The organism is Labrenzia sp. THAF187b, assembly GCF_009363375.1.
Classification (GTDB): Bacteria; Pseudomonadota; Alphaproteobacteria; order Rhizobiales; family Stappiaceae; genus Roseibium; species Roseibium algicola.
The window spans coordinates 2,013,954-2,040,000 of the sequence record NZ_CP045344.1 but is presented as its reverse complement, the minus strand read 5'-3'; the positions used below and the strand labels follow the sequence as shown (position 1 = coordinate 2,040,000).

21 protein-coding genes and 1 pseudogene are annotated in these 26,047 nt (G+C 60.0%); 5 read left to right on the top strand and 17 right to left on the bottom strand.

The window, feature by feature from the left end; translation table 11 throughout:
- The first annotated feature begins 770 nt into the window (after nucleotides 1-770).
- Nucleotides 771-2,564, top strand: coding sequence for a M23 family metallopeptidase (locus FIV03_RS09495; RefSeq protein WP_209009921.1), 1,794 nt, complete (start codon nucleotides 771-773; stop codon nucleotides 2,562-2,564).
- A 143-nt stretch (nucleotides 2,565-2,707) separates the two neighbouring features.
- Here FIV03_RS09495 and FIV03_RS09490 read toward each other — a convergent pair.
- The 9 genes and pseudogenes from FIV03_RS09490 to FIV03_RS09450 all read right to left on the bottom strand — a co-directional run bounded on the left by FIV03_RS09490 (nucleotide 2,708) and on the right by FIV03_RS09450 (nucleotide 16,876).
- Nucleotides 2,708-5,929 (bottom strand): annotated as a pseudogene (locus FIV03_RS09490) (efflux RND transporter permease subunit).
- The gene (locus FIV03_RS09485; RefSeq protein WP_152509390.1) at nucleotides 5,926-6,954 is read right to left on the bottom strand and encodes an efflux RND transporter periplasmic adaptor subunit; all 1,029 of its coding nucleotides are present in this window, start codon (nucleotides 6,952-6,954) and stop codon (nucleotides 5,926-5,928) included. The pseudogene FIV03_RS09490 and the gene FIV03_RS09485 overlap by 4 nt, the downstream one beginning before the upstream one ends.
- A 13-nt stretch (nucleotides 6,955-6,967) precedes the next feature.
- Nucleotides 6,968-7,171 (bottom strand): DUF2892 domain-containing protein, encoded by a 204-nt coding sequence (locus tag FIV03_RS09480; RefSeq protein ID WP_152505406.1) that lies wholly within the window; start codon nucleotides 7,169-7,171, stop codon nucleotides 6,968-6,970.
- A 204-nt stretch (nucleotides 7,172-7,375) separates the two neighbouring features.
- Nucleotides 7,376-9,973 carry an ATP-dependent chaperone ClpB gene (clpB, locus tag FIV03_RS09475; RefSeq protein ID WP_152509389.1) on the bottom strand — a complete coding sequence of 866 codons (2,598 nt, stop codon included), beginning with the start codon at nucleotides 9,971-9,973 and terminating at the stop codon, nucleotides 7,376-7,378.
- 255 nt (nucleotides 9,974-10,228) lie between these two features.
- Nucleotides 10,229-10,924, bottom strand: a complete 696-nt coding sequence (locus tag FIV03_RS09470; RefSeq protein WP_152509388.1) for a DUF4167 domain-containing protein — start codon at nucleotides 10,922-10,924, stop codon at nucleotides 10,229-10,231.
- 391 nt (nucleotides 10,925-11,315) lie between these two features.
- Nucleotides 11,316-12,164 (bottom strand): peptide chain release factor N(5)-glutamine methyltransferase, encoded by an 849-nt coding sequence (gene prmC, locus FIV03_RS09465; RefSeq protein ID WP_152509387.1) that lies wholly within the window; start codon nucleotides 12,162-12,164, stop codon nucleotides 11,316-11,318.
- A gap of 1 nt (nucleotide 12,165) precedes the next feature.
- Complete coding sequence (gene prfA / locus FIV03_RS09460) at nucleotides 12,166-13,239, bottom strand: peptide chain release factor 1 (RefSeq protein ID WP_023002990.1); 1,074 nt, start codon at nucleotides 13,237-13,239, stop codon at nucleotides 12,166-12,168.
- A 54-nt stretch (nucleotides 13,240-13,293) separates the two neighbouring features.
- A complete protein-coding gene (gene ptsP / locus FIV03_RS09455; RefSeq protein ID WP_152509386.1) occupies nucleotides 13,294-15,561 on the bottom strand; it encodes a phosphoenolpyruvate--protein phosphotransferase in 2,268 nt (755 codons plus the stop codon).
- A gap of 64 nt (nucleotides 15,562-15,625) precedes the next feature.
- Entirely contained in the window at nucleotides 15,626-16,876 is a 1,251-nt protein-coding gene (locus FIV03_RS09450) for an aspartate kinase (RefSeq protein ID WP_023002988.1), read from the bottom strand.
- Nucleotides 16,877-17,069: 193 nt separating this feature from the next.
- Here FIV03_RS09450 and ubiG point away from each other — a divergent pair, with 193 nt between their 5' ends.
- The 3 genes from ubiG to FIV03_RS09435 all read left to right on the top strand — a co-directional run bounded on the left by ubiG (nucleotide 17,070) and on the right by FIV03_RS09435 (nucleotide 19,302).
- Entirely contained in the window at nucleotides 17,070-17,831 is a 762-nt protein-coding gene (gene ubiG / locus FIV03_RS09445) for a bifunctional 2-polyprenyl-6-hydroxyphenol methylase/3-demethylubiquinol 3-O-methyltransferase UbiG (RefSeq protein WP_152509385.1), read from the top strand.
- Nucleotides 17,831-18,526, top strand: coding sequence for an alpha/beta hydrolase (locus tag FIV03_RS09440; RefSeq protein ID WP_152509384.1), 696 nt, complete (start codon nucleotides 17,831-17,833; stop codon nucleotides 18,524-18,526). Before ubiG ends, FIV03_RS09440 begins: the two co-directional genes overlap by 1 nt.
- A 230-nt stretch (nucleotides 18,527-18,756) precedes the next feature.
- On the top strand, nucleotides 18,757-19,302 hold the full coding sequence (locus tag FIV03_RS09435) for a hypothetical protein (protein ID WP_152509383.1): 546 nt from the start codon (nucleotides 18,757-18,759) through the stop codon (nucleotides 19,300-19,302).
- Between the two features lie 203 nt (nucleotides 19,303-19,505).
- On the opposite strand, the gene FIV03_RS09430 is transcribed toward FIV03_RS09435, so the two are convergent.
- The 5 genes from FIV03_RS09430 to FIV03_RS09410 all read right to left on the bottom strand — a co-directional run bounded on the left by FIV03_RS09430 (nucleotide 19,506) and on the right by FIV03_RS09410 (nucleotide 22,815).
- Nucleotides 19,506-19,877: a response regulator gene (locus FIV03_RS09430; RefSeq protein WP_173013816.1), complete on the bottom strand. Its 372-nt coding sequence runs from the start codon at nucleotides 19,875-19,877 to the stop codon at nucleotides 19,506-19,508.
- A gap of 381 nt (nucleotides 19,878-20,258) precedes the next feature.
- Nucleotides 20,259-20,786 (bottom strand): DUF1178 family protein, encoded by a 528-nt coding sequence (locus FIV03_RS09425; RefSeq protein ID WP_152509381.1) that lies wholly within the window; start codon nucleotides 20,784-20,786, stop codon nucleotides 20,259-20,261.
- Nucleotides 20,783-21,637 carry a carbon-nitrogen hydrolase family protein gene (locus FIV03_RS09420; protein ID WP_152509380.1) on the bottom strand — a complete coding sequence of 285 codons (855 nt, stop codon included), beginning with the start codon at nucleotides 21,635-21,637 and terminating at the stop codon, nucleotides 20,783-20,785. Before FIV03_RS09420 ends, FIV03_RS09425 begins: the two co-directional genes overlap by 4 nt.
- A 47-nt stretch (nucleotides 21,638-21,684) precedes the next feature.
- Nucleotides 21,685-21,942: a glutaredoxin 3 gene (gene grxC / locus FIV03_RS09415; RefSeq protein ID WP_006932400.1), complete on the bottom strand. Its 258-nt coding sequence runs from the start codon at nucleotides 21,940-21,942 to the stop codon at nucleotides 21,685-21,687.
- A gap of 111 nt (nucleotides 21,943-22,053) precedes the next feature.
- A complete protein-coding gene (locus tag FIV03_RS09410) occupies nucleotides 22,054-22,815 on the bottom strand; it encodes a ComF family protein (protein ID WP_152509379.1) in 762 nt (253 codons plus the stop codon).
- Nucleotides 22,816-23,110: 295 nt separating this feature from the next.
- Between FIV03_RS09410 and FIV03_RS09405 the strand changes: the two genes are divergently transcribed.
- A complete protein-coding gene (locus FIV03_RS09405) occupies nucleotides 23,111-23,941 on the top strand; it encodes a methyltransferase domain-containing protein (RefSeq protein WP_209010031.1) in 831 nt (276 codons plus the stop codon).
- Nucleotides 23,942-23,961: 20 nt separating this feature from the next.
- Here the strand turns inward: FIV03_RS09405 and FIV03_RS09400 are convergent, their stop codons facing one another.
- The 3 genes from FIV03_RS09400 to argJ all read right to left on the bottom strand — a co-directional run bounded on the left by FIV03_RS09400 (nucleotide 23,962) and on the right by argJ (nucleotide 25,947).
- On the bottom strand, nucleotides 23,962-24,189 hold the full coding sequence (locus FIV03_RS09400; RefSeq protein WP_353622185.1) for a Flp family type IVb pilin: 228 nt from the start codon (nucleotides 24,187-24,189) through the stop codon (nucleotides 23,962-23,964).
- A 29-nt stretch (nucleotides 24,190-24,218) separates the two neighbouring features.
- Nucleotides 24,219-24,620 carry an 8-oxo-dGTP diphosphatase MutT gene (gene mutT / locus FIV03_RS09395; protein WP_055659610.1) on the bottom strand — a complete coding sequence of 134 codons (402 nt, stop codon included), beginning with the start codon at nucleotides 24,618-24,620 and terminating at the stop codon, nucleotides 24,219-24,221.
- Between the two features lie 85 nt (nucleotides 24,621-24,705).
- Nucleotides 24,706-25,947: a bifunctional glutamate N-acetyltransferase/amino-acid acetyltransferase ArgJ gene (gene argJ / locus FIV03_RS09390; protein ID WP_152509378.1), complete on the bottom strand. Its 1,242-nt coding sequence runs from the start codon at nucleotides 25,945-25,947 to the stop codon at nucleotides 24,706-24,708.
- Nucleotides 25,948-26,047 lie beyond the last annotated feature (100 nt).

Genomic DNA, 26,047 nt, shown 5'->3' with positions numbered 1-26,047 from the left:
GTCAAAGAACCATTCGCCAGTCAGCAAATGCGGCTTTAAAGCCTTCAACCAAAGACGCCGAACCACTTCCCTGTTGCCAGGTCGCTGCGGCAAAGTTGTTTGGTAGAACCAACAGCGAGGAGCGCCGTGTTGGCGGCGCCGCCGTCGATGGAGGGCGTTATACGCATGGCCTGAAGATGAGTCAACACTCTTTGTCAAAAAAGATTCACACAAGCTGAAACGTACGGATTCCCTTATCTAAATCATCGATTTAGTCCCGGAGCCTCGTCTTCTCCCGGGAATTTTTTCGATTTCCTTTTGTCTTTTTTGCTCCGGGAATACGGGAGTGCCCACAGCCTCCCGTATGAGCCCCCTTATAAAGAAGACACCTAGCCCTATTGCGACCACAGAACCGACAAATTCTGCTCGTAACCCACCATCTCGAAGCGGTTCGCCTCGTGGGCATCCGTGCAGAAACAATTGACGATTTAAATCAAACACTGCATGTAGCAGGATCTGTTATGTTTAGCGCCGCTGAAACATACTGGCCGTGGCCCGGGGCTGCGGGCCTCGGATTGACGCGATAGCTTAAAAGGACCGGACAGGTATTAATGCATTTGGGGCCCTTCCATAGCGCGCAGACCCTACGCATAGAGTTAGGTGAAGAGCCGCCGCTGCGCGGCTACGAAGGCCGCAGTGGCATGTCCGACCGTCGGCAGGTGTCTTTGCGCTGGTTTGCAGGTACCGTCCTAACAGGCGTCACATCACTTGTTTTGATGGGTGGAGCCCTCATGGCGGCACTCGACGGTCAATACAGTGTGGAAGCCGCGCCCTCGTCCGGTGCATTTGTGAACGGCTTTGCCCTGTCGAGCGGCGGCGCCAAGGGCGATCGCGTCCTTCGCACCGCAGCCGAATATTCCAGCAAGCATGTCATCGACGTTAATGTGGTCACCCGCGAAGGTGACAGGGATCACATTCGTGTCCAGCCGCATGTCTTCGTCAGCGCAACGCTTGCGACCCGCAAGGATCCGGAACTCGCGGAGCGCATTCCCCCGTTCAATCCGTTGAACATGTTCGCTGACAATAACGACGATGATGGCGGCATCAGTGTTGCCGAAACCGGCACTCCGCTTCCAGCCGATTCCATTTATGGTGCAAAGCTGGAAAGCGAAGTCAGCATTTCACTTGCCCCCTTCCCGTCTTCCAGCGGGGACATAGACCTCGACCGGACACCCTCCGAAACCGAAGTTGAGCTTGCCGTTCGCGAAACCGCGCGCACTCTTTCTATTGACGCTGTCGAAATGGCGGCGAAATCCCTGGTTGATCCGGGCCGCTTCGATTTCAATCTCGCCCTGCAGCCCGACCTGGAACGCTACGCCGTGCGCATCACGCCGGAAAACGTTTCCTTCGTGTCCAAACAGGACGAGGACATCCGCTTTGCCGGGATGGACGAAAGCATCGTTCCCGTAACCAAGGACCAGGATCTGGTCGACGTCATGATGGATTATGACGCGACCGAAGATGAAGCACTTGCAATCTCGACCGCCTTCTCAAGCCTGTTCGGCATTTCGGACCTGACTGAAGGACAAAGATTGCGGATCGCCTATGCACCGTCGCCGGACGATCTGGAGCGGATGCGTCCTGAACGCGTCAGCCTTTATGAGAACACGGAGCACCGCGCTACGGTCGCCCGCTCGGACAGCGGCGCCTATATCGAAGCCAAGGAACCGAGCACGTTCCTTGCTGATGCCTTTGAAGAAGCCGACCGCGTTTCCTATGGCGGCCCGACCCCGGCAATCTACGACAGCCTTTACCAGACGGCTCTCGAACAGGACATGCCTGAAGAGATCATCAACGATCTGGTGCGCATGTTCTCCTTTGACGTCGACTTCAATGCGCGGGTCCAGCCGGGCGACGCCCTTGAGCTGTTCTTCACCGACGGCGACGACAACAGCCCGCCGAAGATCCTGTATGCCGCGCTCAACACCGGCAACACCACACGGGAATTCTACCGGTTCCGCACGCCTGACGATGGCGTGACCGATTTCTATGATGACACCGGTCAGAGCGCCAAGAAGTTTCTTATCCGCAAGCCGCTCAATGGCGGCAAGTTCCGCTCCGGTTTCGGCATGCGTCGCCACCCGATCCATGGCTACACCAAGATGCACCGCGGTGTGGACTGGTCTGCTTCGCGCGGAACGCCGATCATGGCGGCCGGGAACGGCACAATCGTCAAGGCCGGCTGGAGCTCCGGCTATGGCCGCCGTATCGAGCTGCAGCACACGAACGGCTACACCACGACCTATAACCACATGAGTGGTTTTGGCAGCGGCATCCGTGAAGGATCCAAGGTCACCCAGGGCCAGATCATCGGATATGTCGGCTCCACCGGCCTGTCGACAGGCCCGCACCTGCACTATGAAGTGCTCGTCAACGGCCGTTACATGGATCCGATGCGTATCAAGCTGCCGAAGGGCCGCACGCTGGATGGTGAAATGCGCACAGCGTTCGAAACCGAGCGCTACCGCGTCGACACCTTGCTGGATCGTGTCCGCAAGCCGTCGCGGATCGCTGCCATCAACTGACACTCATGAAAAACAAAGTTCGGCCGGGGCCTTGGTGCCCCGGCCGAACTTGTTCATGTCCGCATTCCAGACAGGCTTCGATCATTCAATCCCCGCCTGAGGGATCAGCACCAGCTTGACGCCGGCGACAATCAACCTGCCGCTCATCCAGCTTCCGACACTTCCTTTTGTCGTGCCTTCCCGCGGCGCAGAGCCATGTAGATCGCCGGGATCACCAGAACCGTCAGGATCGTCGACGATGCCAGACCGAAGAGCAGCGAGATCGCCAGCCCCTGAAATATCGGGTCGGTGAGGATAACTGCTGCACCGATCATGGCGGCAAGCGCTGTCAACAGGATCGGCTTGAAGCGGATTGCCCCGGCTTCCAGCAGAACGTCCAGAAGCGGCTTGTCGGGCGTGCGCGAATGCTGGATGAAATCGACCAGCAATATGGAGTTGCGCACGATGATGCCGGCAAGCGCAATGAAGCCGATCATCGATGTCGCCGTGAATGGCGCAGCAAACAGCCAGTGCCCCAGCATGATGCCGATCAGCGTCAGCGGAATTGGCGTCAGGATTACGAGCGGCAGTTTGAAGGAACCGAACTGGGCCACCACAAGGAAGTAGATGCCCAGGATCGCCACCATGAAGGCACCTCCCATGTCCCGGAAAGTCACCCATGTAACTTCCCACTCGCCATCCCAAAGGAGGGTTGGCCGCGTTTCGTCTTCGGGCTGACCATGGAACGAGATCACCGGTTCGCCGTCAGGTCCCCAATCCATGTCCTGGATCTTTTGTCCAACAGCCAGCATCCCGTAAACCGGTGCTTCGAACGCACCGGCCAGTTCACCGGTTACCATTTCAACCGCACGCCCGTTGTGGCGGAACACCGGAAAGGATGTCTTTTCCCTGCGAACCGTCACCACGTCGCCAAGCTCGATCACGCCCCGGCTTCCGGGCAATGCATTGGCCGGCACCGGCGTTGCAAGCACCGCTTCACCGATCACCATGTCGCCCCTGGCTAGATGGATTCGGATCGGAATCGGATAACGCGCCCGGCCTCGATGCGAATAACCGACCTCCGTTCCACCATAGAGACGCCGGACGGTGTCGAAGACATCTCCCTGCTCGACCCGGTGATATTCAAGCCGGTCCTGATCGATGGCGATGCGCACCCGGTCGGCCTGGGTTCCAAAGGAATCATCCACGTCCACGATGAACGGCACGTCCTCGAAGGCCTGGCGAACCTTGCTTGCAACCGCGCGCCTGGTATCGGCGTCGGGCCCATAGATTTCCGCAAGCAGCGTCGCCAGCACCGGCGGCCCCGGGGGCGGCTCCACCACCTTCAACACGGTACCGGCGGGAAGGTCGAGACCTGTCAGCATCTCCCGGATATCCAGCGCGATGTCATGACTGGTCCGGTCCCGCTCCCCCTTCTCGGTGAGATTGATCTGCACGTCACCCTGTTCAGGCAGTGCCCGCAGATAGTAGTGGCGAACCAGTCCGTTGAAATTGAAAGGCGAGGCAGTGCCGGCATAGGTCTGGAACGACAGGATTTCAGGCACCTCTCCCAAACGGGCGACAATCTCCTGAAGAACCCTGTCCGTGTCCTCGACAGAAGACCCTTCCGGCAGATCGGCAAGCACCTGCAGCTCCGCCTTGTTGTCGAATGGAAGCAGTTTCACGGTAACGTCGGTGGTATAGAACAGCGCAAGCGAACCGATGGTGCAGACGCCGACGATCAGCAGAAAGCCCCAGGCGCGCAGGCGCGAACCGATCAACAGTCTGGCGAGTTTCGCGTAAACACGCCCCAGAGCCCCGCCATGGGCCGCAGGCGCATGGGAATGGCCTCCGCCGCGGCCAGCGAATTTCATCATCAGCCAGGGTGTCAGCATCACGGCAACAAAGAACGAAAACAGCATCGCTGCCGACGCATTGGCGGGAATCGGCGCCATATAGGAGCCCATCAAGCCTGAAACGAACAGCATCGGCAAAAGGGCGACGATGACCGTCAGCGTTGCGATGATGGTCGGGTTGCCGACTTCCGCCACCGCCTCCACCGCGGCTTGCGTCCGGCTGCGATCATCCGCCATGCCCCAGTGCCGGGCGATGTTCTCGATAACCACGATGGCGTCGTCCACCAGGATGCCGATGGAAAAAATCAGGGCAAACAGGCTGACACGGTTGATGGTGTAGCCCATCAGGTAGGCTGCAAAGAGCGTGAGCAGGATCGTCGTCGGGATCACCACCAGTGTCACCAGCGCTTCGCGCCAGCCGATCGCCAGTGCGATCAGGACGACAATGGAGACTGTCGCAAGCCCAAGATGGAACAGCAGTTCATTGGCTTTTTCATTGGCGGTCTCACCGTAGTTCCGGGTGATCTCCATATCCACGCCTTCGGGAAAGAGATCTCCGCGAATTGCTTCTAGCCGTGAGACGATTTCATCGGAAATCACCACCGCATTGGTGCCCGGTCGTTTGGCAATGGCCAGCGACACCGCCGGCGCCAAGGTCAATGCTCCATCTTGCTTGCGAATATGGGCGACCCTGTGCTCTGCCGGTTGAGTGGCAAGGTCGATGCGGGCGACATCACGCACATAAACGGGCCGGGCATCACGGGCGGTCAGGAAGAGATTTCCGATCTCTTCGGCCGATTGCAACGTCTCCCCGGCGACCAGAACGCGCTGCTCTCCGGCTTCGCGGACATAGCCTGCGCGGAAGGACTTGTTGGCGCCCTCGATCTTGGCAGCCAGCTGCTGCAGCGTGATGCCGTAAAGCGACAGTTTTTCCGGGTCAGGTTCAACGCGAATGGCTTCCGGCTACTCCCCGACGATGAACGTGAGACCGATGTCCGAGAGCTTGGCGATTTCGGTCTGAAGTTCACGCGCGATCCGGGTCAACCCGTTTGCCGTCCACCGCTCGGCGCCCCCCGGTGTCGGCGTCAGCGTAACGACGACAATGGCGACATCATCAATACCCCGGCCAACAATCAATGGCTCCGGAATGCCGACGGGGATCCGGTCCATGTTGGCGCGGATCTTTTCGTGCACGCGCAAGATGGCAGCGTCCGCGTCGGTCCCGACGAGAAACCGTGCCGTTACCAGCACACGGTCGTCCTGGGTCTGGGAATAGATATGCTCGACACCATCGATCGCCTTGACGATCGTCTCCAGCGGTTCCGTCACCAGTTTGACCGCATCATCCGCATTGAGGCCGTTGGCTTCCACATGAATATCGACCATCGGCACGGAGATTTGCGGTTCTTCTTCACGTGGCAGGGCAACAAGAGCAATCAGCCCGAGGGCAAGGGAAGCCATCAGGAACAGCGGGGTGAGCGGTGACCCGATGAAGGATCGGGTCAGCCATCCGGCAAAACCGAGCTTCATGGCACCAACACCCGATCACCGGCATGCAGTCCTGTCAGGATTTCGACCAGAACCGTCCCGTCGTGAAGAACATTTGCGCCTGGAACCACGGCGACATCCTGGGAGCCAGCCGGAACGACAACCTGCACATAATCGACACCATGCCGGATCGAGAGAGCAGCTTCCGGCACCGCAATGACCTGACGCTCGCCGACGGGCACATGAACAAGGGTGCGTTCGTTGACGAAATAGTCTCCCAGGCCATCGACGTCGACATCCGCCGTCACCCGGCCTTCGGTAATTTCGGGATAGACCTTCACGATCGTTCCGAAGGTTTGCCGGGTTGCGGTGCTCCCGGTCTCCGCAGCCGCGGTCTTGGGGTCAAGACCACGTCCACCCAGCAGGACTTTCTCCCCTGAGGTTATTTGGGCGGCATGACGTTCCGGGATGGAGAGACGCAGGAAGTAGCGGCCGCTGGCAATCCGGGCGACCTCCTCTCCCGGCAGAATGACCGAGCCTTCCGTGACCGGCACCGTCAGAACGCGTCCGGCATTGGGGGCCAGGATTTCGCCTTCGCTGGCGCGCTGGCGTACGACCGCCATCTCCGCTTCCGCCGCAACGGTCTGGTTGGTGACCACATCGAATTGTGTGCGCACCTGGTCCAGCCGGCTTTGTGCCGCGCTGCCACGGGCAACCAGTTGCTCCACACGCTCCAATTCGGTGCGGGCATTGTGAAGCTGGGAACGCAGAACCTCGATCCGGGCTTCTGCAGCCCCCAGCTCGAGTGCAATTTTCTCGTCAACGACCAGGGCAATGACCTGGTCAGCCGTCACGACATCGCCCTCGCGCACGGAAATTGTCTTTATGGTTCCGCCAATGCGGGCGCGGGCTGGAACGACCGTCCGGCTTTTGACCTCGGCAAATACCGCCTTGGTTTCCGGTACGGTGATCGGCTCGGCCAGAAATTCGCCGGCTCGAGCCACCGGCGCGGCACCCGACGCTGCAGCCAGCGTCAACAGGAAGAAAATGAAGATACCGCGGCTCATCTTGTCCTCTACCTTACGAGAAGGCCACTCCCGGTTTCATGCCGAGCTTCTTGAAAATGATTGCTGCCGGACAAAAGCCGGTGACGGATGCCTGCATCAGGTTCAAGCCGACAAAGGCGTTGAGCAGATACCAGTAGGGCGAAACGTAAAATCCCAGCGCCAGGGACAAGAGCACCATGGCACCTGCAAACATCATGACTGCACGGTCGACTGTCATTTGAGTCTCCTTGATCGGATCCGCCGCCCCGGGTTTCACCGAAGCGCGGCAATTGTTTCATATTTATGAATATATGAATACCACAGCTTTTCGCGGGCCCGTTTGACAAAACGCAAATGCCCGGGCCAATCGAGGCACAAACGAAAAACCCGCGGAAGTGACCTTCCGCGGGTTTCCTTTTCATTTCTTTCAGCTTGCCTCAGATCAGGCGGCTGCGCTTTCCGAGCCTTCCACCTGGAACATCAGGCGGTCTGACCCAGCCGTGACATCCACCGTCTGGCCGTCGAGGATTTCGCCGGCAAGCAGTTTTTCGGCGAGAGGATCCTGAACGTCCTTCTGGATCACCCGTTTCAGCGGCCTGGCTCCGTAGGCCGGGTCGTATCCCTTCTGCGCCAGCCAACCGAGAGCGCCGTCGTCCAGTTTCAGCGTGATCTTGCGATCGCTGAGGAGAGCCCGCAGGCGCTCCAGCTGGATCTTGACAATATCGGCCATCTGCGCCCGCTGCAGGCGATGGAACAGCACGATCTCGTCGAGCCGGTTCAGGAACTCCGGTCGGAAATGACCCCGCACGGCACTCATCACCTCGTCGCGAACCGCATCCGTATCCTGACCTTCCGGCTGGTTGACCAGATACTCGGCCCCCAGGTTCGAGGTCATGATGATCAGTGTGTTGCGGAAGTCGACCGTCCGGCCCTGACCATCGGTCAGGCGACCGTCGTCCAGCACCTGCAACAGCACGTTGAACACGTCGCTATGCGCCTTTTCGATTTCATCGAAAAGCACGACCTGATACGGGCGCCGCCGAACGGCTTCCGTCAACGCACCACCTTCCTCGTATCCGACATAGCCGGGAGGCGCGCCGATCAGACGGGAAACGGAGTGCTTCTCCATGTATTCCGACATGTCGATCCGCACCATCGCGCTGTCGTCGTCAAAGAGGAACGACGCAAGTGCCTTCGTCAGCTCGGTCTTGCCGACACCGGTCGGCCCGAGGAACATGAACGAGCCGATCGGCCGGTTCGGATCCTGAAGGCCGGCACGCGACCGGCGCACTGCAGTGGAAACCGCATGAATGGCTTCTGCCTGGCCGATGACCCGGTTCGCCAGCATGTCTTCCATCTGAAGCAGCTTTTCGCGCTCGCCTTCCAGCATCTTGTCGACCGGAATACCGGTCCACTTCGAAACGACCTGGGCAATGTGAGCCGGCGTAACGGCTTCATCGACCATGGCATCGGCATCCTCTGAAGCTTCCGCTTCGGCGAGTTTGCGTTCCAGCTCCGGAACCACGCCGTAGGCAAGCTCACCAGCCTTGGCCAGATCACCGCGACGCTGCGCGATTTCCAGGTCGATGCGGGCCTGTTCCAGCTGTTCCTTGATCTTCTGTTCAAGGTTCAGCTTTTCCTTCTCGCCCAGCCAGCGGTTGCTGAGTGCCTGCGACTTTTCTTCCAGATCCGTCAGCTCCTTCTCGAGCCTGGACAGACGATCCTTGGAAGCTTCGTCGCTTTCTGCCTTCAGGGCTTCGCGCTCGATCTTGAGCTGGATGATCCGGCGATCCAGTTCGTCCAGTTCCTCCGGCTTGCTGTCGACCTGCATCCGCAGCCGGCTGGCGGCTTCGTCCACAAGATCGATTGCCTTGTCCGGCAGGAACCGGTCGGTGATGTAGCGGTTGGAAAGAGACGCTGCCGAGACGATGGCACTGTCGGTGATACGGACCCCGTGATGGAGTTCGTACTTCTCCTTGATCCCGCGAAGGATCGAAACCGTGTCCTCGACCGTCGGCTCACTCACGAACACCGGCTGGAACCGGCGCGCCAGAGCGGCATCCTTTTCAACGTGCTTGCGATATTCGTCCAGCGTCGTCGCACCGACACAGTGCAGCTCGCCGCGCGCCAGAGCAGGTTTCAAGAGGTTGGAGGCATCCATGGCCCCATCCGCCTTGCCGGCGCCAACCAGCGTGTGCATCTCGTCGATGAACAGGATTACCTTGCCCGCGGCCGCCTGAACTTCGGACAGAACACCCTTCAGTCGCTCCTCGAACTCACCCCGGTATTTCGCACCGGCAATCAGCGAGCCCATGTCGAGCGCAAGAAGCTGCTTGTCCTTGAGTGATTCCGGTACATCGCCATTGACGATGCGCAGCGCAAGGCCCTCGGCAATCGCAGTCTTGCCGACCCCTGGTTCACCAATCAGAACCGGGTTGTTCTTGGTACGGCGCGACAGGACCTGGATGGTCCGGCGGATTTCCTCGTCACGGCCGATCACCGGGTCGAGTTTGCCTTCCCGGGCAACCTGGGTCAGATCCCGAGCGAATTTCTTCAGCGCGTCATACTGGTTTTCGGCAGTTGCGGTATCGGCCGTCCGGCCCTGGCGAAGCTGGTTGATCGCCTCGTTCAGTCCGTTTGGCGTAATGCCGTGCCGCTTCATCAGCTTGCCGGTTTCGCTGTCGCTGTCCATGGCAAGGGCGAGCAGAAGCCGCTCCACGGTGACGAAACTGTCTCCGGCCTTGTCGGCGATCTTCTCGGCTTGCTCGAACAGGCGTGCGGTTGCCTGGCCCATGTAAAGCTGTCCGGAACCACCGGAAACTTTCGGCATCTTGTCCAGAAGGCCTTCAAGATCGCCCTTCAATGCCTTGGCGTTGCCGCCGGCACGGTCGATCAGGCCACTGGCCATGCCTTCGGGATCATCCAGAAGAACCTTCAGGATGTGTTCAGGTGCGAATTGCTGATGGCCCCGCCCCAAGGCAAAGGTCTGAGCGGACTGAACAAAACCGCGCGCACGCTCAGTGTATTTTTCAAAGTTCATAAGTTACCTCCTACCCGTCCGCACCACCCGAAGCGTGGGGAACGATCTGGAATACGGACCCCTGATACGGGCATCCGCACAGCCTTTTGCAGTGCTGCTCCTCTAATATAGTGTTGCATATTCACCACAAAAGCCCCTGCGGCATCTTATTCTGTGCCGTCCGGAACGGATGTCTGCAAGGCAAACAAAAAACGGCGCCCATCATGGACGCCGTTTTATCTGTTTCAGCTTTATCGAGGCTGACTATCTACCGGATCATTCTCCGGCAGGTGCCTCGGCCGGAGCCTCTTCAGCTGCCTTGGCACGGCGCGGGCGCGCAACCCGGCGGCGCGGTTTCGGCTGATCCGCTTCGTCGGAACCGCCGGAAGCTTCAGCACCGTCCGCGGCTTCCGCCGTAGCCTGGCCTGCGTCAGCCTGATCACCGGAAGCCCGGCGCGGCGTGCGCGCACGAGGTGTCCGGGGGCGGCGGCGCGGCTTTTCGTCCGCTTCGTCGTCGCCGGCTTCGGCTTTCTCTGCCTTCTGGGAAGCGCCGTTGACCTTACCTTCTTGATCGATGACAGGCATGTCGTCGATGAAAGGCTGCGGGCTGTCGGCATCCATCAGGTCGTTGTCCGAGGAGGACACGTCCTGGGAAGGCCGTTCTGTACCATTGGAGTGGCCTGAGCCATTCGTTGCCGCGGCTTCGAAACCGTCTTCGGCTTCGTTGCGGGAAGAGGCATGCGCCATCGGCTGCTGTTGCGGCTGCGCGGCAGCCACAATGCGCAGATAGTGCTCCGCATGCTGGTTATAGTTCTCGGACATCACCCGGTCGCCGGATGCCTGGGCATCCCGTGCAAGCTGCTGGTACTTCTCTGCAACGTGCATCGCAGTACCGCGGATTTTCACATCAGGACCGTTTGATTCGTAAGTCCGGGTTAACGGATTTGGGCCCTTGCGGCCCCGTCCGCGCATACGCTTATTGCTTTGATTACCTGGTCTCATCCTGCCGTTTTCTCTTAAGGAACGGCGGTCAGCTTGACGCTGACCCAACATCGGAATTGCCTAAAACCGACACGAAATACCTGCCGAAACCAACAATGCTGGTTAGCGGCTGTCATTGAAAACATACGCAGCGCGCTAAAGGCCGCTGGCCAACGCGATTGTCTTTTTCTTCGACAGTCCGAAACACCGGATAGTCCGATTTGCAACGGTTTCCAAAACGCTGAAGTTGCGCCGGTTCCCAGCTGCCGGATGCGCATGCCCCGCTAAACGCTGATAACATTTCCGGTCTCGGCAAGAGGAACGTACCCGTTTCCGTTGCGATTTCCAAGTGCTTTTTCGCCTTTGGATCAAATCCGCAAAATTAGAGCCTGCGCCCCACCACGACACGGTCGTTTCCGGAAAGATCTTTAATGATTTCAATCTCTACAAAGCCATGATGACGCAGCTGTTTTTTCAGCTCCTCTCCTTGATCGAAGCCGATTTCGAGAGCAATCCAACCGCCCGGGCGCAGCAGCTTCACCGCATCCGTGACAATACGAACATAGGCTGTCAGGCCGTCCTCGCCGCCGTCAAGAGCAAGCTTCGGGTCATGCTGAATCACTTCGCGCGATAACTCGGCGAGGACAGCGCTGCGGATATAGGGCGGGTTGCTGACGACCCAGTCGAAGCCGCTTTCCGGCCGCAGGGCGGAGGTATAGTCCGCCCGCACGGGAAGAAACCGGTCTTCCACGCCGTGCAGAGAGGCGTTGCCTGCAGCACATTCAAGCGCCTGTTCCGAGAGGTCCACCGCGATCATCCGGCTTCGGGGCAACTCGGCCAGCAACGTGACGGCGATCGCTCCCGTGCCCGTGCCGATATCGCAGATAAACGGTGCTTCTTCAGGAGCACATCTTTCCAGAACGGCATCGATCAGGGTTTCAGTGTCCGGCCGGGGCTCCAGCGTTGCCTCGTTCAAACAAAATCGCCGACCGTAGAAATCTCGTTCTCCGAGTATCCGGCCGACGGGCATGCCTTCCAGGCGTTTCCGCGCATGGGCCTCTGCAAGTTCGGCCGCACCAGGTGCTGCCTCTTCCTGTTCTCGAAAGACAAGATCCGACAGGGGCAGCTCGAGCGCCGCGCTGACCAGAAGCCTTGCATCCAGTTCCGGTGTCGGCAAACCGGCCACCCGAAACCGGTCGCGCACGGACCGGTAAAGCTGGCCGATGGTCACCTCAGGCCTCTTCGGTTGCCAGAAGATTGGCCTGGTGGTCCAGGATCAACGGCTCGATGACCTCGCCGAGTGCTTCCCCGGAAAGGATCTGCTCCAGCTTGTAGAGCGTCAAGCCGATACGATGATCTGTCACGCGGCCCTGCGGGTAGTTGTAGGTGCGGATACGCTCCGATCGGTCGCCGGACCCGACCTGTAGGCGCCGGGCCTCGGTCCGCTCGCTCGCAGCCCGCTCGCGCTCCTCGTCATAGATGCGCGCCCGCAGAAGCTGCATGGCTCGCGCCTTGTTCTTGTGCTGCGAGCGTTCATCCTGAACGGCGACGACGATACCCGTCGGCAAGTGCGTGATGCGCACGGCAGAATCGGTCGTGTTGACGTGCTGACCACCTGCGCCCGATGCGCGATAGGTGTCGATCCTCAAGTCGCTCTCCTGAACGTCGATATCGACGTCCTCCGCCTGAGGCAGCACGGCAACGGTTGCCGCCGACGTATGAATACGTCCGCCCGACTCGGTCGCTGGCACCCGTTGCACCCGGTGAACACCGGACTCGAATTTCATCTTGGCAAAAACGTTGTCGCCGGAAACGGACGCGATCACTTCCTTGTAGCCGCCGACTTCACCTTCGCTGGCAGACAGGATTTCCACCTTCCAGCCCTGAAGTTCGGCATAACGCTGGTACATGCGGAAGAGATCACCGGCAAAGAGAGCCGCCTCGTCGCCGCCGGTCCCCGCCCGCACTTCCAGGATGGCATCGTTGGAGTCCGCCTCGTCCTTCGGCAACAGCCCGATGCGTACATCCTGGGCCAGTTCTTCGACGCGCTCTTCCAGCTCGTCGCGCTCCATCTCGGCAAGCTCGCGCATTTCCGCGTCGGAGGACGGATCCTGCACCAGTGACTTTGCACCGGCCAGATCCTGTTCCGCCTTGATCAATGCACGGATTTTGCCGACCAACGGCTCCAGTCCGGCATATTCCCGCGACAGCTTTACATAAGCGCCCGGATCCGGATTGGCGGACATCATGTGTTCGAGTTCAGCGAACCGGTCCAGCAGGGTATCAAGTTTGTGACGCGCCAGCATACGCGCTGATTCTCCAGAAATTATCGCTTTGACGGTGAGTTACGCCCGTTAGCGCTAAAGGGCAACATCGGTTTCGGCGGCAAAGCGCTTCAACACTTCCCGTATGTTGCTGTCATCGTGTCCCGGCTCCAGTCGCGGCAGCAACCTGGCGGACAGGCGGCCGGCATCGAGGGTCCGAAGCATGGCTTTCACCGGCCCAAGAGACGCGGGCGCCATGGAAAGGTCCCTGAATCCCAGGCCGATCAGCGCCATGCCTTCAAGCGGACGGCCTGCAAGCTCTCCGCAAAGGGTCACGGGCACATGAGCCTTATTTGCGGCATCCACGATGGATTTCAAGGCCCGTAGGAAGCCGACGCCCAATGTGTCGAACCTGTCGGCAACACGCGTGTTGCCCCGGTCGACCGCACAGAAGAACTGGAACAGATCGTTGGAACCGACAGACACGAAGTCGACATGGCCCATCAGCTCTTCCAGTTGGAACAGCAGCGAAGGCACTTCCACCATCACGCCCAGGCGGATGTTTTCCGGCGTGGCGTGACCGTGGCGGCGCAGGTGTTTGACTTCCTTGTCCACCAACGATTTGGCCTGCAGGAATTCATCGACCACGGCGACCATCGGGAACATCAGTTTCAGGTCCCGGCCAGCGGCCGCATGCAGCAAAGCTCGGATCTGGGTTCTGAGCAGGCCCGGCCGATCAAGGCCGAGGCGCAGTGCGCGCCAGCCCATCGCCGGGTTTTCCTCCTGGATCGAGCGTAGATACGGCAGCACCTTGTCACCGCCGATATCGAGCGAGCGGAACGTAACCGGCCGGCCCGCCGCCGCATCGAGAACCTGGCTGTACTGGGACTGCTGCTCCCGCATGCGCGGGAACGAAGACGCCACCATGAACTGCAGTTCGGTGCGGAACAGGCCTACCCCGGCTGCGCCAGCCTCATCCAGGTGCGGCAGGTCGACGAGAAGACCCGCATTCATCTGAAGCGAGATGTCGACGCCGTCCCGCGTGACGGACGGCTTGTTGCGCAGGCGCCGGTACTGGGCCTGTCGCCGCGCACGGAAGCGGACTTTTTCCGCGTAGGCATTTTCCAGATCGGCGGCCGGGCGCAAGTGCACTTCGCCGGTGTCGCCATCCACGATGATCGCGTCGCCGCCATCGGCCAGGCTGACGATATCATCCACGAGTCCGACCGTCGGGATACCGAGCGCCCTGGCAACGATGGTCACGTGGCTTGTCGGACCGCCCTCTTCCAGCACCAGGCCGCGAATGCGGTCGCGGCCGTAGTCCAGCAGTTCCGCCGCACCCATGTTGCGGCCAACGACGATCGCATCCTGGGGCAGTTCATCCAGGCCCGGGCCGTGTTCGCGGCCCATGAGTTCGCGGATAAGCCTGTGGGCAAGGTCGTCGAGGTCGTGCAGGCGCTCACGCAGATACGGATCGGTCTGGCGCAGCATCCGGGCGCGCGTGTCACTCTGGACCTTTTCGACGGCAGCCTCGGCGGTCAGGCCGTTGCGGATCGCTTCCTCGATCTTCCGGATCCAGCCGCGGTCGTAAGCAAACATGCGGTAGGCTTCCAGCACCTCGCGGTGCTCGCCGATGGCCGCGATCTCTCCGCTGGCCAGCAGATCGTCGATCGAAAGCCGCAGCCGGTTGATGGCAGCTTCCAGGCGCCCCTTTTCCCGGTCCGTATCTTCAGCGATCAGGTTCGTGACGACGACACGCGGTTCATGCAGAACCACATGACCGAGGCCGACACCTTCGGCAAGGCCAACACCGTTGGAGGTGATCGGCCGGGAAAGATCCAGACCGGTGGCCTTCTGGGAAATGGCTTCCAGTTCGCCGGCGGCCACCATTTCGGCGATCACCATGGCCGTCGTCTGCAGCGCTTCGACTTCGTCTTCCAGATAGGTCCGGTGAGACTTGTTCTGGACGACAAGCACGCCAAGTGTCCGGCCGGCCCTCAGGATCGGCACACCGAGGAAGGAATTATAGGCCTCTTCACCCGTTTCCGGCAGATAGGCAAAGCCCGGGTGGGCACTGGCGTTGGGCAGGTTCAGCGGCCGGGCTTCGGCCGCGATCAGGCCGACAAGACCCTGGCCGACGCGCAGCGAGGCATTGTGGACCGCTTCGCTCTTCAGACCTTCGGTCGCATAGAGTTCGAGAACACCATCGGCGCGCAGGATATAAACGGAACAGACTTCCGCGACGACGTTCGAGGCGATCAACACCACGATCTTGTCGAGTCGCTCCTGCGCCGTGATCGGCTCCGCCATGACTTCGCGAAGCCGACGGAGCAGAAGGCGCGGTCCGGCTAGGTTGCTGCGCATAGCGCCCCCGTTGATCCCGCTTCAAACAGGCCCCTTTTCTACAGGGGCCTGCCTCCCGGATGAACTATCCGTCCAACCCGTATAGCGAATGCAGAGTCCGCACCGCAAGTTCTGCATATGCTGAATCAATAAGCACAGAGATCTTGATCTCGGATGTGGTGATGGCCCGGATGTTGATACCCTTGGACGCGAGGCCGCGGAAACACTGGGCCGCGATGCCTGCATGCGAGCGCATGCCGATGCCGATGACGGAGACTTTCACCACGTCACGGGCGCCCTCAAGGTTCTGGAAACCGATGACGCCGCGATTGTCTTCCAGCACCTTGTTGGCGCGTTCGAAATCGCCCTCGGGAACTGTGAAGGTGATGTCGGTGGTCTTGCCATCCGGCGAAATGTTCTGGACGATCATGTCGACGTTGATGTTGGCATCCGCCAGCGGACCGAACACGGATTCGGCGACACCCGGCTTGTCGGCAACGTCACGAAGAGAGATCTGGGCTTCGTCCTTGGCGTAGGCGATGCCGGTGACAACCTGCTGTTCCACGAGTTCATCCTCGTCGCAAATAAGAGTTCCAATCGGAAGGCCGTTCTCGCCGACCTGGGGCGCATCCGGATCGTCAAAGCTGGAGCGCACGAATGTTCTGACGCCATGAACCATGGCCATTTCCACGGAGCGCACCTGGAGCACCTTGGCGCCGAGCGAGGCCATTTCGAGCATTTCCTCGAAAGACACCCGGTCAAGACGCTGCGCCTTGGGCACGATGCGCGGATCGGTGGTGTAGACGCCGTCGACATCGGTATAGATATCACAGCGGTCGGCCTTGATGGCAGCGGCGATGGCAACGGCGCTGGTGTCGGACCCGCCGCGACCCAGGGTCGCGATCCGGTTGTCCGGCGCCACACCCTGGAAGCCCGCGAGCACGGCCACCTGGCCCTGCTCGAGACGCTCGCTCAGGAAGCCTCCCTCGATGTCGCGGATGCGGGCCGCGCCGTGGTTCTCGTCGGTCTTGATCGGCACCTGCCAGCCTTGCCACGACCGGGCGTTGACACCCATGTCCTGCAGCACGATGGCCAGGAGACCGGACGTCACCTGCTCGCCGGAAGCAACCACGGCATCATATTCGCGGGCATCGTGGAGCGGTGATGCCTCACGGCAAAACTCCACCAGCTTGTTGGTCTGTCCGGCCATGGCCGAAACTACCACCGCGACCTGATGGCCGGCGTCCACTTCCCGTTTGACATGGCGGGCGACGTTACGGATGCGATCGAGATCGGCAACCGAAGTCCCGCCAAATTTTAAAACCAGTCGGGCCATACCACTCGTATTCTTTATAGTCGTGTCTGGAAGCGCTGTTGCGCCTCTGGGATCGGCGCACATGCATACAGGCTGCGTTCCTTTGCTGCAACTGGGTGTCTTGACAAATAGTCTCAGACCTTGGAACGACTTCGAACCGTTGAATGACCAGGCGAAGCGCCAAGCCGCTTCACGCTCTTGAAAGGACCGTCCGATGACTGGCAGGGCTCAGGAAACCAGAAGCACGATCGACAGCGAGGAAGTCGCGCGCTTTTCCGCCATGGCAGAAGAGTGGTGGGACCCGACGGGCAAGTTCAAGCCATTGCACAAGTTCAGCCCGGTGCGGCTGGGCTACATCAAGGACCATGTCTGCCGGCATTTCGGCCGCGACCCGAAGACCACGGACGCATTCAAGGGGCTGCGCTGCCTCGATATCGGCTGTGGCGGCGGCCTGTTGAGCGAACCGATGGCACGGCTTGGTGCCGATGTGGTCGGCGCGGACCCGTCCGAAATCAACATCGAGATCGCCCGCCTTCACATGAAGACTTCCGGCCTCGAAATCGACTACAGGGCAGAAACCGCGGAAGCATTGGCAGCGGCGGGGGAGACCTTTGACGTTGTGTTCAACATGGAAGTGGTCGAGCACGTCGCCGATGTACCGCTGTTCCTGGAGGCCACCGCGCAAATGGTCCGTCCGGGTGGGCTGATGTTCGTCGCGACCATCAATCGCACGCTGAAAGCCTATGCACTTGCCATCGTCGGTGCCGAATACGTGCTGCGCTGGCTGCCGAAGGGCACCCATTCCTACGAAAAGCTGGTCCGCCCTTCCGAAATCGAAGGCCCGCTTCAGACCGCGGGGCTCACCATGATCGATCGTTGCGGCGTCACCTACAACCCGCTGACAGACACCTGGGCCAGATCGCGCGACATGGACGTGAACTACATGCTGCTGGCGGAACGGGCGAAAAACAGCTGATGAGCGATCCGATCCTGTTCGTACCGGGCCTTCTGTGTACCGAAGCGCTCTACGCCCCGCAGATAGTTGCCTTTGCCGACCGACCGATCATGGTGGCAAACCACCGCGAACATGACAGCATCAAGGCGATCGCCGCCAGCATCCTGGAAAAAGCACCGGAGCGGTTTTCGCTGATCGCCCTGTCCATGGGCGGCTATGTCGCCATGGAAATCATGCGCGAAGCGCCGGAGCGGGTCGGCAAGCTTGCTCTTCTGGACACCAACTCCCGGCCGGATACGCCCGACCAGTCGGAGCGCCGGCAGTTCCTCATCGACCTGACCCGCAAGAAGGGCTTTTCCAAGGTGCCCCATCTGCTTTACCCCGGGTTCGTTCATGAAAAGCGCGAAGAAGACGAAGAGCTGAAGGCAATCGTCGTCGAGATGGCTCAGGAAACCGGGCCCGAGGCCTTCATCCGCCAGCAGACCGCGCTTATCAACCGCATCGATTCCCGCCCCCGTCTCGGCGAAATCGCATGCCCCACGCTTGTGCTGGTCGGTGATGGCGACCGGCTCACACCGGTTGAAATCTCGCAGGAAATCCACGACCACATTCCCCAAAGCGAATTGGCGGTGATCCAGGGCAGCGGCCACCTGTCACCTCTTGAAGCCCCTGAAAAGGTAACGGCGACACTGCGCGATTTTCTCAATCTCCCTTAAGCCCGCAAATCGGCTGCACAAACCTGCGGCACAAATGCCTTTTACGTAAGAATCGGTATGCGATTTGATCCGTGTCAAAGCTTGGCCTTGATGCAAAGGTACAGTTACGTCACCTTTGGAGCGGGGCCCTGCGCTGGCAATGACAGAATGCGCAGGTCCGGGGACGGCAAGCCGGCGAAGAACGCCATGGCCAGCCGCAGGACGTCACACGAACAACCGGAGGATCTTTCATGCCGACGAAAAGCAATACAGGTGCCTTCGACTTCAGCGCCATGATGGCCGAATGGCCCAAGCTGCCGGAATGGCCGGCACCGACCGAATGGCCAATGCCTGCCTTTTCCAACTGGGCGTTTGCCGAGCGCGAAGACCGAATTGAAGCCAAGGCCATCGCAAGCTTCCAGAAAGTGGGCAAGACCATGTGGACCCATGCCGAAAAGGCGTTTGATGACCACATGAATTTCGTCAGCCACCGGCTGCACCAGGACATGGAATGCGCCAAGTCCCTCAGCCAGTGCGCTGCGCCGGAAGAAACCATGGCAACCCTGCAGGATTTCTATTCCAGAATGGCGAGCGAATATCAGGACCATTTCGAGAAGCAGGCCGCCCTCTTCCGTGACAGCTTTTCTGAAAGCGCCGCCGTGGTTGAGGAGCTCAATGAAACGGCGATGGAAAGCGTCAACGAGATGAGCAAGGCTGCAGAAGAAAGCCTGGAAGAAACCAAGGCTGCGCTGAAACCGGCACAGGCGCGGCGCAAGCCGTCTTCCGCGAAATCCTGACATCCTCGCCTGACCGGCCCTATACCGATTAACCTGCTTCATCCGCCCGGGCTGAAGCAGGTTTTCATTTTGGCTGTCATGGAAAAATTCCAGGCGCCTGGCTCCACCAGCTCCCGATGAAGCCGTTGCGGCGTAGCACAGTTCGGAAGCCAGGAAGACGCCAGAACCCAAACCGATCAGCAAAGCGCGCTCTGAAGGGGCGCTTACGCCCGTTTGAGCAGCGTCCGGGCCGCTTCCACGGCAATCTGCAACCGCTTGGGGTTGGACGGCTTCGGAACGACTTCAGCCCCTCCATAGCGATTCTTCAGGTCCACCTTGTCCGTATTACCGGTATGGAAGATGATCGGCACTTTCTGAGCATGCAGCGTGTCAGCCAGCGGATAGACAACGCCATCGGCCAGATCGACATCCAGAAGCGCCAGCTCTGGCGGCTCGGAAGACATGCAGGAACGTGCCTCGGCAACGGTCGCGAATGGCCCGACAACCTGCAAACCCATGCCAGACAGGATATCTTCCAGCATCCAGGCGATCAGCGGCTCATCTTCCGCCACCATCACACGTATCGTATCGGGCATGTTCATCTCAGTCATCGACATCGGGAACCTCGGCACAGCATCATGATTATAAATGTTTGTTTCAATATTCAACACCGACAACCCGAGAAAGTTCCCAAGTCGATGTAAATTTTAAATATCCAAAATAATTAACAATGATTAACACTACGTAAGAAATTTTTCGGAACAAACCTACTACATAAACGCAATATATCTTCTTCTACGTGATCTTCATCTGAGACTACCGAAAGAGAAACGCCTCCTTCCCGGTAACCTGAACTTCCGTCGAAACGGCTGAGAAACCGCGATTGCAGGGAAATTGCAGAGGCCGGCAACCCGGACGCGAAGCTCCCGGCCCTTTCCTGGGTACGCCACGAACTTCAAGCTGAAAGTCGCCTGAACTCAGTTCTTGTCGTCAGGCAGTTCAGGAAGTGCGAACACCTGGATGCCCTCGTCAAGCAATGCCTCGACATCCTTGGGCGTTGTCTCGCCATAGATGCTGCGTTCTTCAGCTTCGCCATAGTGGATCTTGCGGGCTTCCGCCGCAAAATTCTGACCGACGTTTTCCGAACTTTCGACGATACGCGCACGCACCAGCCGAAGAGCTTCGAGGATTTCCTTCTGCTGCACATCCTGCGGCAACAGGGCGGACGGGCGCATTTCGGTCGAGGCAGCGGCCGTCGGCGCATCGGCCTTGTTGGCAGCGGCTGCGGCCACCGACTGCATTTCCGCCTGCGCGGCACCGACAAGCACTTCCCGCTTGCGTGCGGTTGAAACTGCCGGCGCCATCAAACCTTTCTGAACGCTGGTTGCTCCGCAGATCGGGCAGACAACCAGTTTTCGCGCACACTGCGCGTCGAAATCATCGGAATTGCGGAACCAGCCTTCGAAGGAATGTGCACTGTCGCAAACGAGCGTGTATTTGATCACGCCGAAATCTCCTTCAGACCATCCGCGTGACAGCTGACGAAATCCCGCTCGTTGGCGATCGCGGGGATGCGCGCCCGCGCATCGGCAACCTTCTGGGTGTCGATCTCGGCGAGAACGTAGCCGGGGTCATCATTATCGATCTCGGCGATAACGGCACCCCAGGGGTCGACAATCAGGCTGTGACCATAGGTTTCACGCCCGTCTTCATGCGTACCGCCTTGTGCAGCCGAAATCACGTAGGCACCGTTTTCAATGGCACGGGAGCGCTGCAGTACGTGCCAATGCGCCTGCCCGGTCTGGCGGGTAAAGGCTGCCGGCCCCGTCAGAACCTGTGCACCCTGACGAGCCTGGGTACGGAAAATCGCCGGAAATCTTATATCGTAACAGACAGCCATGCCGACCTTGGCAAAGGGCAGATCCGCGATGACCGTCTGCGTTCCAGGTTCATAGGTTGCGGACTCGCGCCAGCTTTCGCCATTTGGCAGGTCCACGTCGAACATGTGGATCTTGTCGTAGGTCGCAAGGATCTTGCCGTCAGGCCCGATCAGAAAGGCACGGTTGGCGACCTTGCCGTTGCCGGCAAGCACGGCCAGCGACCCCAGATGCAGATAGATGCCCAGCTCGGCTGCAAGCGCACGCGCTCTTTTCAGGAACAGGTCGTCTTCGGCATCGGAAATCCGCTCCAGCAGTTCTTCGCGGCTGCGTACCAGAACATTGGACATTTCAGGCGTTTGAACGAATTGCGCGCCGTCCTTTGCCGCTGCCCGGATCAGGTTTTCCGCAGCATCGGCGTTGTCCGAAATCGTCTTGCCGCTGCGCAGCTGAATGCATGCTGCCGTGAATGAGGTCATCCGACCGCTGTCTCCGTCCTGGTAGGTAAGGTTGTTCGTTCAGTAAATCAGGACGCGAGCAATGCGTCCAGTTTACCTGCACGTTCCAGATCGTGAAGATCGTCGCAGCCGCCCACATGGGTTTTGCCGACGAAGACCTGCGGAAACGTTGAGTGACCATTGGCCTTCTGCACCATCTCCTTGCGCAGGCCTGGATCGAACGTGGCATCGTGTTCCGTGTAGGCAACGCCCTTCTTGTCCAGCAGCCGCTTGGCCGCCGTGCAGAAGCCGCAGAGCTGGCGCGTATAGATCACCACTTCAGCCATCAGGTCTTTTCCTTTTTTTTGGCAGCTGCACGCTTTTCCGCACCGCCGCGCACCAAATCCGGGCGTTATATGCGAGCGCGCGGCGAAAACTCAAGAGGAAGACTGTCGGGATCAGACCGTGTTGCCCGAGCGCAAAGCAGGGTCGACTTGCGCGAATGTGAGCACGTCGACGGAAGCTGCCCCTGAAGAAAGCAGGCATTTACAGCAGGCCGACACCGTTGATCCGGTCGTCAGCACATCATCGATCAACACAACGTGACGTCCCTGAACCAGATCGGCCCGGCCACCATCGACCTTGAAAGCCGAGCGGACATTCTTGTGGCGGTCCTTGGCTGACAGGCCAACTTGCCGGCGTGTACGCTTTTGCCGCTTGAGGACCTGCGGTTCGAACTGGCCACCGCATTCGCGGGCCACTTCCTTCGCCAGATCAGCCGCCTGGTTGAACCGGCGCTGCAGCAGTCGCATCCAGTGCAGCGGCACCGGCACCAGCAGGCTGTCCCTGCTCAGAAGTTCGTTGCCGGAACGCGCCATCCAGCGTGCCATCGGACGGGCAAGTTCCCGCCGCCCGGAAAACTTCAGCGCATGCACCATCTGCCGGGCAGGACCATCATAAAAGGCCACCGCCCGCAATCTGTCGAACACAGGCGGCGAGGCGATCGCCTGCGGGCTCCAGGCACCGTCGCCGACATCATACGAGAAAGGAATACCGAGCCGCTGACACCAGGGCCGCTCCAGGAACGGCATCCGGGACCAGCATTCCGCGCACAATCCCGTCTGCTCGGACACCCGCGCATCGCAGCTGAAGCAGCGCTGCGGCAGCACGAAATCGAGCGCAAATCGCGCCGCGACTTCCGGCAGGCCGGCAATGTTCATCGCAAGGCTTCGCAAAACCGCTCCCCAATGGCACCCGACAGGAATGCCCCTTCAAACTGAGGAATACCTTGGCACCGAAAACACATATCTGGCCAGCCCAAACAAGCAGGAACCGGCCTGAACTTTCTGGAAACCTGTTCCACAAGCCGCCTGGCGCGACCCTTGCGCCTTTGACCTTGGCGGGCGGATACCATATGTGACCGCGGTAAGTTCGATGACAACCGGGATTGCCGTGACCGCACAACCAGATCTCTTCGACCGCTCCTTCTTCCGCACCTGCCGCCTGCGGGCGCTGATGGCTGCCAAACCGGGTGCGGACTTTCTGCTGAAAGCCGTCAGCGAAGATCTGCAGGACCGCCTGCTGCTGGTCAATCGGCGGTTTCCGGTAGCTGTCGATCTCGGCGGACACTGCGCTCACGTGAGCGAAGCAATCCGGCAGTCCGGCAAGGCTGACCTCGTGTTGCGCGCGGATCTGTTTGCTGCCGACCCGAGCCTTGCTGCCCCCGACCTTGTCTTCGATGACGCCCTGATCCCTTTTGGCGACCAATCGGTGGATCTGATCGTCTCCGCTCTCAACCTCCAATTCGTCAACGACCTGCCGGGAACACTGGTACAGCTCCGCCGCGCCTTGAAACCGGACGGTCTGTTTCTGGCGACGTTGCCCGGAGCCGGCACCTTGAGCGAGCTACGCGACAGCCTCACGCGGGCTGAGCTGGAAGTAAAAGGCGGCGCGGCTGCAAGGGTGCTGCCGTTTGCCGACACGCGCGACCTCGGCAGCCTGCTTCAAAGGGCAGGCTTTGCGCTGCCGGTCACGGATCTGGACAGTCTGACGGTGCGCTACGACACGATGTTCGCACTGTTGGCGGATCTCAGGGCCATGGGTGCAACATCCGTGTTGAAAGACCGCAGCAGAAAGCCGCTATCTCGACAGGTATTGCTGCGTGCGGCCGAACTTTATGCGCAGAACCACGCCGATGCGGACGGCAGGATCCGAGCGACATTTTCACTGGTAACGCTGTCAGGCTGGGCGCCGCATGAAAGCCAGCAGAAACCGTTGCGCCCCGGCTCGGCCAAGACACGGCTCGCAGACGCGCTTGGCGTTCAGGAACGGAAAATAGGCGACTAGAGGTAGCCGAACGGCCAGGATCAGCTGGAACCGAGCACACCTTGCAGGGCAGTCGAAATTGTTCCGAAGATATCGGTGCGCATGGCAGTACCGATAGCGGTCATGGCGACCAGGACGACGATGCTGATGAAACCGACAATCAGACCGTATTCGATCATGGTCGCGCCGTGCTCGTCATCTCCGAAAGCTCTTCCCCGGCGAAAGGCCTGCAACATGCGGTCTGCGACGGACTGAAATCGAAACGGCATGTGCCCCCCGGGGGTTTGAACAAACGGGCTTAGACGGCATCCAGGAGATGGGGTATCAGAGGTTCATCAGCGGCAGGCATCGGATAATCCCTCAGCCTGACAGCCCGCACCCATTTCAACGCCTGGCCTTCCTTGCCGAGTGGAGTTCCATTCCACCTGCGGCAAATGAACAATGGCATAAGTAGGTGAAAATCTTCGTAAGAGTGGCTGGCAAAAGTAAGTGGCGCCAGACACGCTTCGTTAACTTCAATGCCGAGCTCTTCCTCCAGCTCGCGTATCAGCGTCTCCTCGGGACGCTCGCCTTGCTCGACCTTGCCGCCGGGGAATTCCCACAGTCCGGCCATGGATTTGCCTTCAGGCCGCTGCGCCAGAAGAATGCGACCATCCGCATCCACAAGGGCGCAAGCTGCGACGAGCACGATCTTGGTCATTGGCAGATTGTCCAATCCTGAAACGCTGAATTAACGCGCGGTTAAGCACGTTTGCGGGCAGTACCGTCAGAACTGCTAGGGAAACTCAGCTCCGGTAGTCGCCATTAATGGCGACATATTCCTTGGTGAGATCACAGGTCCAGACCGCCGCCTGGCCGCTGCCGAGACCGAGATCGACCCGGATGACAATGTCTTCCTGCTCCATCACGGCAGAGGCGGCCGCTTCGCTGTAGTCTGGATCGCGCTCACCTTCCACGGCCACCCGCACATCGCCGAACCAGATGGCAAGCTTGTCGCGGTCGGCCGGTTCACCAGCCTTGCCGACGGCCATGACGACGCGGCCCCAGTTGGCGTCTTCGCCGGCGATTGCCGTCTTGACCAGCGGCGAATTGGCAATCGACAGCGCGATCCGCTTTGCGGACCCGTCGCTTTCGGCACCTTCAACCCGCACTTCCACGAATTTGCGTGCGCCTTCGCCGTCGCGGACGATCTGATGGGAAAGGTCCAGCATGACGTCGCCAAGAGCGGCCCTCAGCACGTCGACGCGCGGATCATCGAGCGAGGCAACGCTCTCCACGCCCTTTTTGCCGGCTGCACCGGTCGCGAACAGAAGCACCGTATCGGAGGTGGACGTATCGCTGTCGACGGTCACCGCGTTAAAGCTGCCGTCGACTTCCCCGCTGAGCAGAGCCTGGAGAACAGCCGGAGCGATCGGAGCGTCGGTATAGATGAACGACAGCATGGTGGCCATGTCCGGCGCAATCATTCCCGCGCCCTTGGCAATGCCGTTGATTGTCACGGTAACACCATCCAGTTCAACGCTTGCAGTGGAGACCTTCGGATAGGTGTCTGTCGTCATGATCGCCTTGGCCGCATCCAGCCAGCTCGCGCTGCCCTGGTTGGCCTTCAATTCTCCGATGACACCGGAAAACTTGTCCGCCGGAAGCGGTTCGCCGATCACGCCGGTTGATGCCAGGAAGATTTCACCCTCGCTGCAGCCAAGCTCCCTGGAGACGATTTCAGCAGACAGTTCAACAGCTGCCTTGCCCTTCTTGCCGGTAAAGGCATTGGCATTGCCGGAATTGACCAGGAGCGCGCGGGCCTTGCCGCCACCGACCCGAGCCTTGCACCAGTCAACCGGCGCGGAAGAACACTTGGAACGGGTGAAGACCCCTGCGACGGCCGTTCCCTCGGCAACCGTTGCCAGCAGGACGTCGGTCCGGCCCTTGTACTTGATCCCGGCAGAGGCGGTCGCAAACTGAACACCCTCGATCTCCGGCATCTCGGGATAGGACTTGGGTGCAAGGGGAGATACGGTGGTCGACATCAAGGCGGTCCCGGTCAGATGATACAAAGTTCCGGATCAACGGGCGCTCAATCGAGATCGTTTGACCGTCCGGACATTGATCCATTCAAATGCGTGCGAG

Coding starts and splice junctions, on each gene's coding strand:
- FIV03_RS09495 (WP_209009921.1), top strand. CDS start 771: ATGGCGGCACTCGACGGTCAATACAGTGTGGAAGCCGCGCCCTCGTCC.
- FIV03_RS09485 (WP_152509390.1), bottom strand. CDS start 6,954: ATGAGCCGCGGTATCTTCATTTTCTTCCTGTTGACGCTGGCTGCAGCG.
- FIV03_RS09480 (WP_152505406.1), bottom strand. CDS start 7,171: ATGACAGTCGACCGTGCAGTCATGATGTTTGCAGGTGCCATGGTGCTC.
- clpB (WP_152509389.1), bottom strand. CDS start 9,973: ATGAACTTTGAAAAATACACTGAGCGTGCGCGCGGTTTTGTTCAGTCC.
- FIV03_RS09470 (WP_152509388.1), bottom strand. CDS start 10,924: ATGCGCGGACGGGGCCGCAAGGGCCCAAATCCGTTAACCCGGACTTAC.
- prfA (WP_023002990.1), bottom strand. CDS start 13,239: ATGCTGGCGCGTCACAAACTTGATACCCTGCTGGACCGGTTCGCTGAA.
- ptsP (WP_152509386.1), bottom strand. CDS start 15,561: ATGCGCAGCAACCTAGCCGGACCGCGCCTTCTGCTCCGTCGGCTTCGC.
- FIV03_RS09450 (WP_023002988.1), bottom strand. CDS start 16,876: ATGGCCCGACTGGTTTTAAAATTTGGCGGGACTTCGGTTGCCGATCTC.
- ubiG (WP_152509385.1), top strand. CDS start 17,070: ATGACTGGCAGGGCTCAGGAAACCAGAAGCACGATCGACAGCGAGGAA.
- FIV03_RS09440 (WP_152509384.1), top strand. CDS start 17,831: ATGAGCGATCCGATCCTGTTCGTACCGGGCCTTCTGTGTACCGAAGCG.
- FIV03_RS09435 (WP_152509383.1), top strand. CDS start 18,757: ATGCCGACGAAAAGCAATACAGGTGCCTTCGACTTCAGCGCCATGATG.
- FIV03_RS09430 (WP_173013816.1), bottom strand. CDS start 19,877: ATGCCCGATACGATACGTGTGATGGTGGCGGAAGATGAGCCGCTGATC.
- FIV03_RS09420 (WP_152509380.1), bottom strand. CDS start 21,637: ATGACCTCATTCACGGCAGCATGCATTCAGCTGCGCAGCGGCAAGACG.
- grxC (WP_006932400.1), bottom strand. CDS start 21,942: ATGGCTGAAGTGGTGATCTATACGCGCCAGCTCTGCGGCTTCTGCACG.
- FIV03_RS09410 (WP_152509379.1), bottom strand. CDS start 22,815: ATGAACATTGCCGGCCTGCCGGAAGTCGCGGCGCGATTTGCGCTCGAT.
- FIV03_RS09405 (WP_209010031.1), top strand. CDS start 23,111: ATGGCTGCCAAACCGGGTGCGGACTTTCTGCTGAAAGCCGTCAGCGAA.
- FIV03_RS09400 (WP_353622185.1), bottom strand. CDS start 24,189: ATGCCGTTTCGATTTCAGTCCGTCGCAGACCGCATGTTGCAGGCCTTT.
- mutT (WP_055659610.1), bottom strand. CDS start 24,620: ATGACCAAGATCGTGCTCGTCGCAGCTTGCGCCCTTGTGGATGCGGAT.
- argJ (WP_152509378.1), bottom strand. CDS start 25,947: ATGTCGACCACCGTATCTCCCCTTGCACCCAAGTCCTATCCCGAGATG.